Source organism: Micromonospora sp. NPDC048999, assembly GCF_040649295.1.
Lineage (GTDB): Bacteria > Actinomycetota > Actinomycetes > Mycobacteriales > Micromonosporaceae > Micromonospora.
This window is the reverse complement of record NZ_JBEZFI010000002.1, coordinates 83,442-97,389: the sequence shown is the minus strand read 5'-3', so window position 1 is coordinate 97,389 and position 13,948 is coordinate 83,442. Positions and strand designations below refer to the sequence as shown.

General features: G+C 70.8%; 16 protein-coding genes. 1 reads left to right on the top strand and 15 read right to left on the bottom strand.

Going from position 1 to position 13,948, the window contains the following annotated elements; genetic code table 11:
* Window positions 1–155 precede the first annotated feature (155 nt).
* The 3 genes from AB0C02_RS04875 to AB0C02_RS04865 all read right to left on the bottom strand — a co-directional run bounded on the left by AB0C02_RS04875 (window position 156) and on the right by AB0C02_RS04865 (window position 3,508).
* Window positions 156–1,118 carry an aldo/keto reductase gene (locus AB0C02_RS04875; RefSeq protein ID WP_357541223.1) on the bottom strand — a complete coding sequence of 321 codons (963 nt, stop codon included), beginning with the start codon at window positions 1,116–1,118 and terminating at the stop codon, window positions 156–158.
* 64 nt (window positions 1,119–1,182) lie between these two features.
* The gene (locus AB0C02_RS04870; RefSeq protein WP_357541221.1) at window positions 1,183–2,862 is read right to left on the bottom strand and encodes an ATP-binding cassette domain-containing protein; all 1,680 of its coding nucleotides are present in this window, start codon (window positions 2,860–2,862) and stop codon (window positions 1,183–1,185) included.
* A gap of 40 nt (window positions 2,863–2,902) precedes the next feature.
* Complete coding sequence (locus tag AB0C02_RS04865) at window positions 2,903–3,508, bottom strand: methyltransferase (RefSeq protein WP_357541219.1); 606 nt, start codon at window positions 3,506–3,508, stop codon at window positions 2,903–2,905.
* A 123-nt stretch (window positions 3,509–3,631) separates the two neighbouring features.
* On the opposite strand from AB0C02_RS04865, the gene AB0C02_RS04860 reads away from it, so the two are divergent.
* Complete coding sequence (locus AB0C02_RS04860) at window positions 3,632–5,068, top strand: hypothetical protein (protein ID WP_357541217.1); 1,437 nt, start codon at window positions 3,632–3,634, stop codon at window positions 5,066–5,068.
* A 91-nt stretch (window positions 5,069–5,159) separates the two neighbouring features.
* Here the strand turns inward: AB0C02_RS04860 and truA are convergent, their stop codons facing one another.
* The 12 genes from truA to secY form a co-directional block, all read right to left on the bottom strand.
* Window positions 5,160–5,993, bottom strand: a complete 834-nt coding sequence (gene truA, locus AB0C02_RS04855) for a tRNA pseudouridine(38-40) synthase TruA (RefSeq protein ID WP_357541215.1) — start codon at window positions 5,991–5,993, stop codon at window positions 5,160–5,162.
* A 74-nt stretch (window positions 5,994–6,067) separates the two neighbouring features.
* Entirely contained in the window at window positions 6,068–6,622 is a 555-nt protein-coding gene (gene rplQ, locus AB0C02_RS04850; RefSeq protein ID WP_357541213.1) for a 50S ribosomal protein L17, read from the bottom strand.
* Between the two features lie 34 nt (window positions 6,623–6,656).
* On the bottom strand, window positions 6,657–7,679 hold the full coding sequence (locus AB0C02_RS04845) for a DNA-directed RNA polymerase subunit alpha (protein WP_013735931.1): 1,023 nt from the start codon (window positions 7,677–7,679) through the stop codon (window positions 6,657–6,659).
* Window positions 7,680–7,777: 98 nt separating this feature from the next.
* Window positions 7,778–8,404, bottom strand: a complete 627-nt coding sequence (gene rpsD, locus AB0C02_RS04840; RefSeq protein ID WP_357541210.1) for a 30S ribosomal protein S4 — start codon at window positions 8,402–8,404, stop codon at window positions 7,778–7,780.
* A gap of 13 nt (window positions 8,405–8,417) precedes the next feature.
* Window positions 8,418–8,825: a 30S ribosomal protein S11 gene (rpsK, locus tag AB0C02_RS04835; protein WP_007073011.1), complete on the bottom strand. Its 408-nt coding sequence runs from the start codon at window positions 8,823–8,825 to the stop codon at window positions 8,418–8,420.
* A gap of 18 nt (window positions 8,826–8,843) precedes the next feature.
* Window positions 8,844–9,224, bottom strand: a complete 381-nt coding sequence (gene rpsM, locus AB0C02_RS04830; RefSeq protein WP_073834916.1) for a 30S ribosomal protein S13 — start codon at window positions 9,222–9,224, stop codon at window positions 8,844–8,846.
* A gap of 263 nt (window positions 9,225–9,487) precedes the next feature.
* Window positions 9,488–9,601 carry a 50S ribosomal protein L36 gene (gene rpmJ, locus AB0C02_RS04825; RefSeq protein ID WP_073834917.1) on the bottom strand — a complete coding sequence of 38 codons (114 nt, stop codon included), beginning with the start codon at window positions 9,599–9,601 and terminating at the stop codon, window positions 9,488–9,490.
* Between the two features lie 92 nt (window positions 9,602–9,693).
* A complete protein-coding gene (gene infA / locus AB0C02_RS04820) occupies window positions 9,694–9,915 on the bottom strand; it encodes a translation initiation factor IF-1 (protein ID WP_007073013.1) in 222 nt (73 codons plus the stop codon).
* Between the two features lie 285 nt (window positions 9,916–10,200).
* A complete protein-coding gene (locus tag AB0C02_RS04815; protein WP_357541208.1) occupies window positions 10,201–10,809 on the bottom strand; it encodes a DUF1707 domain-containing protein in 609 nt (202 codons plus the stop codon).
* A gap of 165 nt (window positions 10,810–10,974) precedes the next feature.
* Complete coding sequence (gene map / locus AB0C02_RS04810; RefSeq protein ID WP_357541206.1) at window positions 10,975–11,826, bottom strand: type I methionyl aminopeptidase; 852 nt, start codon at window positions 11,824–11,826, stop codon at window positions 10,975–10,977.
* A 95-nt stretch (window positions 11,827–11,921) separates the two neighbouring features.
* A complete protein-coding gene (locus AB0C02_RS04805) occupies window positions 11,922–12,575 on the bottom strand; it encodes an adenylate kinase (protein WP_357541204.1) in 654 nt (217 codons plus the stop codon).
* Window positions 12,576–13,904 (bottom strand): preprotein translocase subunit SecY, encoded by a 1,329-nt coding sequence (secY, locus tag AB0C02_RS04800; RefSeq protein WP_357541202.1) that lies wholly within the window; start codon window positions 13,902–13,904, stop codon window positions 12,576–12,578.
* Window positions 13,905–13,948 lie beyond the last annotated feature (44 nt).

The window sequence follows — 13,948 nt, the reverse complement described above, 5'->3', positions numbered from 1 at the left end:
GGATCCACCAAGATCGGGTGACGTTTCTCCCACCCACTGTCAGCTGTGGAGGGTGCTGGCGGTGCGTGCCGGCCCAGTCACGCCATGCTGTCCGGCCGAAACGGCGCTGCCCCGGCACCGTCGCGCGGAGCCGGGGCAGCGAGGGGGTCGCTGGGTCAGAGGATGGCGTCGAGTGCGTCGAGGTCCTCGTCGGTGGGCTGCCAGGCGCCCGCCTCGGCGTTGGCGCGTACCTGATCGGGGGTGGTGGCACCCGCGATCACCGAGGTCACCGCCGGCCGGGCGGCGAGCCCGCCGATGGCCACCTGGAGCACGGTGAGCCCCCGCTCGGCCGCGTATCCCTCGATCGCCTCAATCGTGTCCCAGTTCGCGGCGGCGAGCCGCTCGGCGTACCGGCCGCCGCCGGAGAGCCGGCTGCCGGCCGGCGGTGCCTCACCGCGCTTGTACTTGCCGGTGAGCAGGCCGTTGGCCAGCGGGAAGAACGGCAGCATGCCCAGGCCGAACCGCTCGCAGGCGGGGATGACCTCGGCCTCCACGCCGCGCTCCAGCAGTGAGTAGTGGTTCTGGGCGGAGATGAACCGGGCCCGCCCCTGGGAGGAGGCGGTCCAGTCGGCGTCGGCGATCTGCCAGCCGGCGAAGTTCGAGTTGCCCAGGTAGCGGACCTTCCCGGCGCGGACCAGGTCGTCCAGCGCGGCGAGCGTCTCGTCGATCGGGGTGCCCGGGTCGGGTTCGTGCATCTGGTACAGGTCGATGTGGTCGGTGCCGAGCCGGCGCAGCGAGGCCTCGACCGCCCGGGCGATGTAGCGGCGAGCGCCCCGGGCACCGTGGTCCGGTCCGTTCAAGCCGTGCATGTCCATGCCGAACTTGGTCGCGACCACCACGTCGTCGCGGCGGCCCTTGAGCGCCTGCCCGAGCAGTTCCTCGGAGCTGCCCTGCGGCTCGCCGTAGATGTCCGCGGTGTCGAAAAAGTTGATCCCGGCGTCGAGCGCGGCGTCGACCACCGCCCGGGTGCCGTCGAGGTCGAGCTTGCGGCCGAAGTTGTTGCAGCCGATGCCGACCACGGACACCACGAGCCCGGAGTCGCCCAGCCGGCGGTACATCATGTCACTCACGAGATCCACTCTATGCCAGCCGTTATCAGGGGGCCCCGGTACGACAGAAGGCGTTAACAGGGGTCCCCTTCTTTCACGCCACGTCCCAGACCGGGTCGGGGGTTTCGATTACCTCACCGTCGTTGCGGAACAGCACGAATCGGTCGAAGGATCGGGTGAACCAGCGGTCGTGGGTCACCGCGATCACCGTCCCCTCGAACGCGTTCAAGCCCGCCTCGAGCGCCTCGGCGGAGGCCAGGTCGAGGTTGTCGGTGGGCTCGTCGAGCAGCAGCAGGGTCGCGCCGGAGAGCTCCAAAAGCAGCACCAGGAAACGCGCCTGCTGCCCGCCCGACAGGGTGCCGAACCGCTGGTCGCCCTGCCCGGCCAACTCGTACCGGGACAGCGCCGCCATCGCCGCGTGCCGGTCCATCCCGGCCCGGTGGTCGTCGCCCCGCCACAGGATGTCGACAAGCGTCTTCCCCATGAGCTCCGGACGGTCGTGGGTCTGCGAGAAGTGGCCGGGCCGGACCCGGGCACCGAGGCGTACCACGCCGTCGTGGGTGACCGGCGCGAGCGCCGCCGCCCCGTCGACCGGGGTGTTGGCCGGGTCCGGGTCGGTGCCGCCGCGGGCCAGCAGGCGCAGGAAGTGCGACTTGCCGGTCCCGTTCGCGCCCAGCACGGCGACCCGGTCGCCGTACCAGAGTTCCAGATCGAACGGGTAGGTCAGGCCGTCGAGCTCGAGCTGCTCGGCGATCACCGCGCGCTTGCCGGTTCGCCCGCCGGTCAGCCGCATCCGGATGTCCTGGTCCTTCGGGGGTACGGGCGGCGGACCGGCCTCCTCGAACTTGCGCAACCGGGTCTGCGCCGACTGGTAACGCGAGGCCATGTCGGAGTTGTACGCGGCCTTCTGCTTGTACATGAGCATCAGCTCGCGCAGCTTCTGGTGCTCCTCGTCCCAGCGCTTGCGGAGTTCGTCGAGGCGGGCGTGCCGGGCCACCCGCGCCTCGTGCCAGCTGGCGAAGCCGCCCGGGTGGACCCAGGCGCTGCCGCCCTCGACAGCGACGACCCGGTCGGCGGTCTGGGCAAGCAGTTCCCGGTCGTGCGAGACGTAGAGCACCGACTTGCCGGATTCGCGCAGCCGCGCCTCCAGCCAGCGCTTGCCCGGCACGTCGAGGAAGTTGTCCGGCTCGTCGAGGAGGAGCACCTCGTCGGTGCCCCGGAGCAGCAACTCCAGGGCGAAACGCTTCTGCTGACCGCCGGAGAGGGTACGCACCGGACGGTCTCGGGCCGCGTCCCACGGCAGGTCGAGCACGATCGTGGCGACGGTGTCGAAGAGCACCTCGGCGTCGTACCCGCCGAGCTCGCCCCAGGCGGCCAGGGCATCCGCGTACGCGAGCTGGGCCTTGCCGGCGGCGGTGCTGTACTTGCCGCGGACCTCGGCCGCCCGCATGGCCGCCTCGGTCTCGGCCAGGCGCTGGCCGGCGTCACGCAGCGGCGGCGGAGCGAGCGAGAGTGCCAGGTCGGCGAGCGTCGAGTCGTCACCGATCATGCCGATGAACTGCCGCATCACGCCGAGGCCGCCGGCGCGGGCGATCGCCCCGGTCTTGACCGGCAGGTCACCGGCGACCATCCGGAGCAGGGTGGTCTTGCCGGCGCCGTTCGGCCCGACCAGGGCCACCTTGGCACCCTCCCCGACCCGGAACGACACCTCGGCGAAGAGCTCTCGACCGTCCGGGAGGATGTGCCCGGCGCCTGCCACGTCCACGTAACCCACGCGGGAATCGTGCCCGAGCGACCGGCCGGGCGACACTCGATTATCGGGTGACCCGCAGCACCCGGTATCCCTTCTGGCTGGCGTGCCGCTCCACCTGCCAGCCCTGCTCGACCAGCCAGCGGTGCAGCGAGTCCCCGCCGAGATGCCGGGCGACGACCAGCCAGGCCACCCCGTCCGGGGCGAGTCGGGGCAGCCAGCGCAGCAGCAGTTCGTGCAGCTCCGGCTTGCCGATCCGGATCGGCGGGTTGGACCAGATCTGGGCGAATTGAACATCGGCCGGTACGTCGTCCGGCGCGACCACCCGAACCCGGTCGGCGGCCCCCACCCGGGCGGCGTTCGCGACGGTGAGGTCGCGGGCCCGTTCGTTGACGTCGACCGCCCACACGGCGGCGGACGGCGCGCAGGTGGCCAGTACGCAGGTGATCGGCCCGAAGCCGCAGCCGACGTCGAGCAGCGGGCCGGTGGCGTCGCCGGCCGGCAGTTCGGCCTTGCGCAGCAGTACGGCGGTGCCGGGATCGAGGCGGTCGGCCGAGAAGACACCGGCGGCCGAGGCGAGGGTGTAGTCCCGGCCGGCGACGTCGAACTCGACCTCGCGCGGCTGGGCGGCGGTCGCGGGTTCAGCGGTGAAGTAGTGGTCGCCGGTCACGTCGGCATTGTCGCACCGCCCCGGGTCGGGGCTGGCGATGGTACGACCGGCTCCGGCACGCCACTCCGCCGGGATTTCCCAAAATTCCCCTCTAAAGGGATAATCGGCCCTACTGTAACCCACATGGTGTATCGGTACGAGTCCGATGAGGACGCCTTCCTGGATTACCCGAGGCCCGGGTCGGATCCGTCCGCGCCCGGCGCACCGGTGCCTCCGTCCGCCGGCCCCTCACCGTCCCGCTTCCCCACCCCGTCGCTGCCACCGCCGGTCCGACCCGCCCGGCCCGCCCGGCCCGCCGCCGCCGTCACCCCGGCGCCGCCCCGATCGCTGGCCGCCCCGGCCGCGCCCCGAACGAACGCTCCGGCTCCGCCGCCGGCGACCGCGCCGCTCCCGACGCAGTCCGCGCCACCCCAGGCATACGCCGCGCCGCCCCCGACCTATGCCGCACCCCCGGCATATGCCGCGCAGCCCCCGATGGACACCGCGCCGCCGCCAACGCAGTCCGCGCCGCCCCCGGTGCAGTCCGCGCCACCCCAGGCATACGCCCCGTCACCCCCGACGCAGTCCGCGCCACCCCAGGCACATGCCGCGCCACCCCCGATGCAGTCCGCGCCACCCCAGGCATACGCCGCGCCGCCCCCGATGGACGCCGAGCCGCGCCCGGTGCACGCCGCACCGCGCCCGGTGTCGGCGCCCCCGGTGTCGGCGCCCCCGGTTCCGGTCCTTTCGGCGACCGACCCGCTGGACCTGCCCCAGTCCCGCCGCGTGGGTCGCCAGCGCGGCGGCGGCCGGGCCTGGCAGGTGCTGATCGGCGGCGCGGCCGTGGTCGCGCTGCTCGCCCTCTGCGGGTTGGCCGCAGCCACCCTGCTCCAGGATCAGTCCAAGACACCGCCGTCCTCCCAGCCGAGCGACCAGCCCGTGGCCGAGCAGTCCGCCACGGCCGACACGCGGGACCTCGCCTCCCGGGACACCGACCAACTGGCGCTCACCGTCAAGGAGGTCTTCCCCGGCAACAGGCTGGTGGTCGGCGCCGGCGGGGCGGCGTATCAGGTGCTCAAGACGCAGGCCAGCGCCAACTGCACGGTCGCGGCGACCGGCGAGGTCGGGGACCTGCTGGTCCGACTCGGCTGTAACCAGGTGGTCCGGGCCACCCTTCGCTCCCCGGACGGCGATCACCTGCTCACCGCCGGGCTGCTCAACCTCACCGACGTGGCCGACGCACAGCGGGCCCGGGACCGGATCCGGCAGATGCTCGATGAGCGACAGGGCCGGTTCCAGGGCCTGGCCGCCGGCAGCGACACCGAGTCCGTGACCCGGGCCGCGGCGCGGGTCGGCTGGCAGGTACGCGGCCACTACATCGCCTACTGCATGGTCACCCGGGTCGACGGCGAACGGATCAGCTCCACCGACGCCAAGAGCCGCGACATCCTGTACGACATGATCGAGGTCTACCTGAACCGCAGCGTGCTGGATCGGCGGGCGAACGGCGGGGTGGCCAGCCAGCCCACCGCGGGCCCGACGGACGGCATCGCGAGCCAGGGCGGCCCGTCCGGTAACTGACCCTGACGCGGGGGCCCGTCGTCCACAACGGGACGGCGGGCCCTTGTGGTCAACTCACGCGGACCCGTCGTCGGCGGTGGTGCCGGTGCGGTCAGCCCTCGGCGACCGGCACGCGGAGCCGGCGGGTGAGCACGGCGCGGCGCGCGTACTCGGCGGGGTCCGCCGGGTAGCCGACCTCGACCAGGGCCAGCCCGTGTGCCGGCGCGACGGTGACCTCACTGGACCGTTCCCGGCGGGTCAGCAGGCCGGCCGGCCACTCGACGGGCCGACGGCCGTCCCCGGCGACCAGCATCGCGCCGACCAGGCTGCGCACCATGTTCTGACAGAACGCGTCGGCCTGCACGGTGGCGACGAGGATGCCGTCCGGGTCCCGCCGCCAGTCCAGCCGGGTCACCTCACGCAGGGTGGTGGCGTTCTCCTTGCGCCGGCAGTACGCGGCGAAGTCGTGCTCCCCGACCAGGCCGGCCGCCGCGTCGTTCAGCGCCGCCACGTCGAGCGGCCTCGGCCAGGCCAGGGTGTCCGTCCGGCGCAGCGGCTCGGCACCCCAGGGGGCGTCGGTGACCCGGTACTCGTAGCGGCGGAAGGTGGCCGAGAAGCGGGCGTCGAAGTCGGCGGGCACCTCAGCCATCGCGCGTACCCGCACGTCGGGCGGGAGCAGCCGGGCCAGCCGGCGCAGCAGCCTTCCCTCGTGCTGCCGCCAGACCTCGGCCGGCAGGTCGAGGTGGCAGACCTGGCCGGTGGCGTGCACGCCGGCGTCGGTCCGGCCGGCCACGGTCAGCCCGGTCGCGGTGCCCGCGCCGAGGACCAGGTCCAGCGTCTCGACGAGCATCCCGGCGACGGTACGCCGGGCGGGCTGGGCGGCCCAGCCGGAGAAGTCGGTGCCGTCGTACGAGACGTCCAGCCGCAGCCGGGTCCGCTCGTCCACCTCGTACCTCCCGTTGACGCCGTCGGGCCCGGCACCCCAGACAGGGGTGCCGGGCCCGACGATGCTGACTCTGCTCAGGCCTTCTTCTCGGTGGCCTCGTCGTCGTCCTCGCGCGCCTGGGCGGTGTCGCCGGAGGCGTGCACCGGCGGCTCGGAGTCCTGGTCGGCCGGGGCCGCCGGGGTCTCCTCGGCCGGGGCCAGCGCCTCGACCTTGTCCTGCTGCGCGGCCTTGCGGGCGGCGGTCTTCTTGTTCGCCTTCGGCTCGGCGACCTGAAGCTCCTCCACCAGCTCGATGATCGCCATCGGAGCGGCGTCACCCTTGCGCGGACCGGTCTTCACGATCCGGGTGTAGCCACCGTTGCGGTTGGCGTACCGGGGCGCGATCTGGTCGAACAGGGTGTAGACCACGTCCTTGTCCTTGACGACGGCCAGCACCCGCCGACGCGAGGCGAGGTCGCCGCGCTTGGCCTTGGTGATCAGCTGCTCGGCCAGCGGACGCAGCCGCCGGGCCTTCGTCTCGGTGGTCTGGATCTTGCCGTGCTGGAACAGCGACATGGCCAGGTTGGCCAGCATCAGCCGCTCGTGCGCGGGGCTGCCGCCGAGGCGGGGGCCCTTGGTGGGCGTGGGCATTGTTGGTGCTCCTCAGATGTGGCGGCAGCCGGACTTAGAGCTGCTCGGTCTCGCGGTAGTCGTCGGTGTCGTAGTCGGCCTCGCCGAAGGCGTCCACGACGTGCGCCGGGTCGAAGTTCGGAGCCGAGTCCTTCAGCCCCAGGCCCATCCCGGCGAGCTTCATCTTGACCTCGTCGATCGACTTCTGACCGAAGTTCCGGATGTCGAGGAGGTCCGCCTCGGTACGCCCGATCAGCTCACCAACGGAGTTGATGCCCTCGCGCTTGAGGCAGTTGTAGGAGCGGACGGTGAGGTCCAGCTCCTCGATCGGCAGAGCCAGGTCCGCCGCCAGCTGGGCGTCCTGCGGGGACGGCCCGATGTCGATGCCCTCGGCGGTCTCGTCCAGCTCCCGGGCCAGCCCGAACAGCTCCACCAGCGTCGAGCCGGCCGAGGCCAGCGCGGTACGCGGGCCCATCGACGGCTTGGTCTCGACGTCGATGATCAGCCGGTCGAAGTCGGTCCGCTGCTCGACGCGGGTCGCCTCCACGCGGTACGTCACCTTGAGCACCGGCGAGTAGATCGAGTCGACCGGGATCCGGCCGATCTCGGCGCCCGCCTGCTTGTTCTGCGCCGCCGTGACATAGCCCCGGCCCCGCTCGACGGTCAGCTCCATGTCGAGCCGGCCCTTGCCGTTCAAGGTGGCGAGCTTCAGGTCCGGGTTGTGCACCGAGACACCGGCCGGGGGCTGGATGTCACCGGCGGTCACGTCGCCCGGGCCCTGCTTGCGCAGGTACATGCTGACCGGCTCGTCGTGCTCGGAGCTGACGCAGAGCTCCTTGATGTTCATGACGAGCTCGACCACGTCCTCCTTGACCCCGGGGATCGTGGTGAACTCGTGCAGCACACCGTCGATCTTGATCGAGGTGACGGCCGCACCCGGGATGGACGACAGCAGCGTACGCCGCAGCGAGTTGCCCAGGGTGTAGCCGAAGCCCGGCTCCAGCGGCTCGATGGTGAACCGGGACCGGGTCTCGTTGATCGACTCCTCGGAGAGGGTCGGTCGCTGGCTGATGAGCATCTTTTCTCTTCTCTTCCGGGGCGCCCGCCATATGACGCCCACGACACAAACTGTTCCGGTGGCCCGCCCCGGGCGGGGCGGACCACCGCAACGAGCCCTTACTTGGAGTAGAGCTCGACGATCAGCTGCTCCTGGACCTGGGTGTCGATCACCTGGCGGGCCGGGAGCGAGTGCACAAGGATCTTCAGCTGGCTCGGAATGGCCTCCAGCCACGCCGGGACGGTCCGCGAGCCGGCCTCACCCTGCGCCACCAGGAACGGGGTGAGTTCCTTGCTCTTCGCACGCACCTCGACGATGTCGTGCTCCTTGACCCGGAACGACGGGATGTCGACCTTCTTGCCGTTCACCGTGAGGTGACCGTGCTTGACCAGCTGACGGGCCATGTCCCGGGACTTGGCGTAGCCGGCCCGGTAGACCACGTTGTCCAGCCGCGACTCGAGGATCTGCAGGAGGACCTCACCGGTCTTGCCCGGCTTGGCCACGGCCTCCTCGTAGTAACCGCGGAACTGCTTCTCCAGCACGCCGTAGACCCGGCGGGCCTTCTGCTTCTCGCGGAGCTGGAGCAGGTACTCCGTCTCCTTGGTGCGGCCGCGGCCGTGCTGCCCGGGCGGGAACGGCCGGGACTCGAACGGGCACTTCGGGCCATCGCACTTGCTGCCCTTGAGGAACAGCTTCATCTTCTCCCGCCGGCAACGGCGGCAGTCAGCACCGGTGTAACGAGCCATCTCTCTCTACCTCTCAGACCCGGCGACGCTTCGGCGGACGGCACCCGTTGTGCGGCTGCGGGGTGACGTCGGAGATCTGCCCGACCTCCAGCCCGACGGCCTGCAGCGAACGGATCGCGGTCTCCCGGCCGGAGCCGGGGCCCTTGACGAACACGTCGACCTTGCGCATGCCGTGCTCCATGGCCCGACGCGCGGCGGCCTCGGCGGCCAGCTGCGCGGCGAACGGAGTCGACTTGCGGGAGCCCTTGAAGCCCACCTGTCCGGCGGAGGCCCAGGAGATGACAGCACCGGTCGGGTCCGTGATGGACACGATGGTGTTGTTGAAGGTGCTCTTGATGTGCGCCTGCCCGTGGGCGACGTTCTTGCGTTCCTTGCGCCGGACCTTCTTGACGGCGGCCCCGGCACGAGCCTTCGGTGGCATAAGTCTGTGCGCTCCTAATTACTTCTTGCCGGGCTTCTTCTTGCCGGCGACGGTCCGCTTCGGGCCCTTCCGGGTCCGCGCGTTGGTCTTGGTCCGCTGGCCACGCACGGGCAGGCCCCGGCGGTGCCGGATGCCCTCGTAGCAGCCGATCTCGACCTTGCGGCGGATGTCAGCGGCGACCTCGCGGCGCAGGTCACCTTCAACCTTGTAGTTGCCCTCGATGTGATTACGGAGCTGGACCAGCTCCTCATCCGTGAGGTCCCGAGCGCGCTTGTCCGGCGAGATGCCGGTGGCGGCGAGCGTCTCCAGGGCGCGGGTGCGGCCGACCCCGAAGATGTAGGTGAGCGCGATCTCCATCCGCTTCTCGCGGGGGAGATCCACGCCGACTAGACGTGCCATGTGCGGGCGTACTCCTCGTGATGTTGTGGCGGAGGTGTGGACCCGTCCCACCCCGCTACCGACCGGCCCTGTCCTTCCGGCGCGATCCGCGCCGGCGACCGGGTTCGGTCGCTGCCCGAGCGGGCCCCGGCCTCCGACCGGGGGTCAACCACGAGGGGAGTACGCAATGCGTACCGCTCGCGGCTGGGACGAGCTGATGATGTTGTCAGGATCTGCGGCCCGGACCGAATCCGACCGGCCGTGTCACGGCCGGTGGGACTGGTTCAGCCCTGGCGCTGCTTGTGGCGCGGGTCCTGGCAAATGACCATGACCCGGCCGTGCCGGCGGATCACCCGGCACTTGTTGCAGATCCTCTTGACGCTCGGCTTGACCTTCACGGTTGCCTTACTTCCCATCTGGCCCGGAGGCGCGACGATGCGCGACGCCGGACGTCGAAGACGGACACGGGACGTCCCGGCCGTCGTCAGGATTACTTGTAGCGGTAGACGATGCGCCCGCGGGTCAGGTCGTACGGCGAGAGTTCGACGACGACCCGGTCTTCAGGCAGGATGCGGATGTAGTGCTGCCGCATCTTGCCGCTGATGTGAGCCAGCACCTTGTGGCCGTTCGCGAGCTCCACGCGGAACATGGCGTTCGGCAGGGGCTCGATGACCCGACCCTCGATCTCGATGGCTCCGTCTTTTTTCGGCATGTCCTCCGCTGTCCTGACGTCGGTTGCTTCCGGACGGCCCACAACGTCTTACACGGGTGAACTGACCAAGATCAGAGAACCCGCGCCAGCCGCGGCTCCGAATCCCACCGAAGCGCTGGTGGGCATGCCGGAGTGGACGCTGTGCGCCGATCCAAAAGTGTACGCCCGCCTGCGGGCCGTCGCCAAACCGACCGAGCATCCGGCCACGCGGCGAGTGGAAATCCGTCAAGCCGCGCCGGGCTGTTGTGACGCCAGCCACATCGGCGCCTGTCGCGGGGGCTGCCGCTACCGGTCCCCCGCGTCACCCGCCCGCCGCTCCCGACGGGCCTCCCGCCGCTCCCGGCGCTCCGTCTCCCGCCGCTCCCGACGGTCCTCCCGTCGTTCCTGGCGCTCCGCCTCCCGGTGCTCCCGGCGCTCGGCCGCGCGTCGGGGCTCGCCGGTGGCCAGGCCGCCCGCAGTACGCATCAGCAGCACAAAACCCCAGGGGCCGAGCGCCCAGACCGGCCAGTAGAAAAACAGCTCCCGCGCGCCGAGACAGGAGAACAGCCAGACCGCGGTCAGGATCCCGGCCACCCGCAGCCAGGGCAGCCACGCCTCGATCAGCCACCGGGTCGCGCTGGCGGCCGGCGCCGCCACCGGCTCGTCCTCGGGCACCGGGGCGGGCTCGGTGCCGCGCTGCACGGGCGCCAGGGCCGACCGCTCGGCCGGCGCAGGCCCGGGCAGGTCCGCCAGCACCGCGTCCAGATCGCCGTACGTCTTCGCACCGTAGGCCCGGCCCAGGCGTTCGTCGTACTCGTGCAGGTTGAGCCGGCCCTCCTCCAGGGCCACCCGAAGCCGCTCCGCCGTGGCCTCACGGTCGGCGTCGGCCGCCCGCATCCCACTCCGCCCGTCCATGACGGCAAGCATGACATCGGCACACCACTTGCCGTCAGGGCCCCCTACCGAACCAAACGGCTCAGCCGTCGGCGAGCACGACAGGGGTGTGCAACCGGGGCGGAACCGCGCAGTCGACGCCCTAGGGACCCGACGGCGCAAACGGATCGGGCCGCGCGGGGCTGATCAGACGGCCGGAGAGCTCGCCGGTTGACGGGAAGTGACCAGGTCGCCGAGCCGGGCCCGGCCGCCGTCCTCGGCCGTCAGCACCCACACGCCGTCCTTCAGCAGGGCCATCGAGTGCTCGACGTGCACCGCCATCGACCCGTCCCGGGTCACCACCGTCCACCCGTCGGCCAGCTCGACGGTGCGTGGCGAACCCATCGTGATCATCGGCTCGATGGCCAACGCCATGCCCGGCACCAGCCGGGGGCCCTTGCCCGGGCGGCCGTGGTTGAGCACGTGCGGATCCTGGTGCATCTCGGTGCCGATGCCATGCCCGCCGTACCCGTCGACGATGCCGTACCGCCCGGCCTTGCGGACCGCGTGCTCCACCGCGTGCGAGATGTCGGTGAGCCGCCCCTTCCCACTCGCCGCGCCGCGGGCGGCGGCGGCGATCCCGGCCCACATCGCGTCCTCGGCGACCGCAGCCATCTTGAGCAGGGCCGGGTCGGTCTCGCCGACTCCGACGGTGATGGCCGCGTCGCCGTGCCACCCGTTCAGCACCGCGCCGCAGTCGATCGAGATCAGGTCGCCGTCACGGAGCACCTGCTTCGGCGAGGGGATGGCGTGTACCACCTGCTCGTTCACCGAGGAGCAGATCGACGCCGGATAGCCGTGGTAGCCCTTGAACGACGGGGTCGCGCCCGCCTCGCGGATGGTGGACTCGGCGATCGCATCCAGGTCGGCGGTGCTCACGCCGGGGGCGACCGCCTCCCGCATCAGCCGCAGCGCACGGGCGACCACCAGACCGGCGGCCCGCATCATCTCGATCTGGTCCGGGGTCTTCAGCTGGATGTCCAGCTGGGGACGACGCATGGGTGGCGTTACCTTTCGTTGCGCGGAACAGCGGGGCACGTCGGACGTACCCCGCTGTTCGCACTCTATCCGTCGGAGATCCGGCGGGACGTCAGTCAGCCGCTGTACGACCGCAGGGCGTCGATGGCACGGACGGTGACGTCCTCCACCGGCCCGGTCGCGTCGATGCCGACCAGCTTGCCCTGGGCGCCGTAGTAGTCGACCAGCGGCGCGGTCTTCTCCGCGTACTCCCGGAGGCGGGCCGCGATGGTCTCCGGCTTGTCGTCGTCCCGCTGGAACAACTCCCCGCCGCAGCGGTCGCAGATCCCGTCCCGCGTGGTGGCGTCGAACTCGACGTGCCAGATCTTGCCGCAGCCGCGGCAGGTCCGCCGGCCGGAGAGCCGCCGGATCACCTCGTCGTCGTCGACCACCAACTCCAGCACCAGGTCAAGCGCGGTGCCGAGGTCAGCGAGAAGCTTGTCCAGCGCGGCGGCCTGCGGCGTCGTACGCGGAAAGCCGTCGAGCAGGAAACCCTCGCTGGCGTCGGGCTCGGCGAGCCGGTCGCGCACCATGTTGATGGTGACCTCGTCCGGGACGAGCTTGCCGGCGTCCATGTAGCGCTTCGCCTCGACCCCCAGGGGCGTGCCCTGGGAGACATTGGCTCGGAAGATGTCGCCCGTCGAGATCTTCGGCACGGAGAGGTGCGCGGCGATGAACTCCGCCTGTGTGCCCTTGCCCGCGCCCGGCGGGCCAACCAGAACGAGTCGCATCTACCGCAGGAACCCTTCGTAGTTCCGCTGCATGAGTTGGCTCTCGATCTGCTTCACGGTCTCCAGACCGACGCCGACCATGATGAGCACAGCGGTGCCGCCGAACGGGAAGTTCTGGAACTGCTGGTTGTCGAGCCAGATGAAGAAGAAGTTCGGCAGGATCGCGATGATGCCCAGGTAGAGCGCGCCCGGCAGGGTGATCCGGCTGAGGATGAAGTCGAGGTACTCGGCGGTCGGCTTGCCGGGGCGGATGCCCGGCACGAAGCCGCCGTACTTCTTCATGTTGTCCGCGACCTCGGTCGGGTTGAACGTGATCGACACGTAGAAGTACGTGAAGAAGACGATCAGCAGGAAGTAGACCGCGATGTGCTCCGGCGCGCTGGCCTTCACGATGTGGTTCTGGATCCAGGCCTGGGTCTTGCCCGGGTTGGTCTGGTCGAAGAACTGGAGGGCGAGCGTCGGCAGGTAGAGCAGCGACGAGGCGAAGATGACCGGGATAACGCCGGCCTGGTTCACCTTCAGCGGGATGTAGGTGGACGTGCCGCCGTACATCCGCCGGCCGATCATGCGCTTGGCGTACTGCACCGGGATCCGGCGCTGGGCCTGCTCGATGAAGGTGACCGCGCAGATGACCAGCAGGACCAGGGCGATGACGAGGAAGAACATCCCCCAGCCCTTGGTGGTCTTGATCTTCCAGCCCTCGCTGGGGAGCCGGGCGGCGATCGAGGTGAAGATCAGGACCGACATGCCGTTGCCGACGCCGCGGTCGGTGATCAGCTCACCGAGCCACATCACCACACCGGTGCCAGCGGTCATGGTCATGACCAGGAGGCCCAGGGTCAGCCAGTCCGGGATGCCGGTGTCCCGGGGGATGATCGGGAACTGGTCGCAGCGGTTCTGGAACAGCTGCCCGGAGCGGGCCAGCGCCACGAACGCGGAGGACTGCAGGACGCCCAGACCCAGGGTCAGGTACCGGGTGTACTGGGTGATCTTCGCCTGGCCGGCCTGACCCTCCTTGCGGAGCTGCTCCAGCCGCGGAATGACCACCGTCAGCAGCTGCAGGATGATCGACGCGGTGATGTAGGGCATGATGCCCAGCGCGAAGACCGAGAGCTGCAGCAGCGCCCCGCCGGAGAAGAGATCCAGCAGGTTCAGCACCCCGGTGCCGCCGCCCTGGATGATGTCGAGACACTTCTGGACGTTGCCGTACGAGACGCCTGGGCTGGGCAGCGTGGCGCCGAGCCGGTAGACCGCGATGATGCCTACTGTGAACAGCAGCTTCTTGCGCAGGTCAGGCGTACGGAACGCACTGAGAAAGGCGGACAGCAACTTCTTCCTCCTGCGCGACGCGGGCCGCCGGGACGATCCGGGCG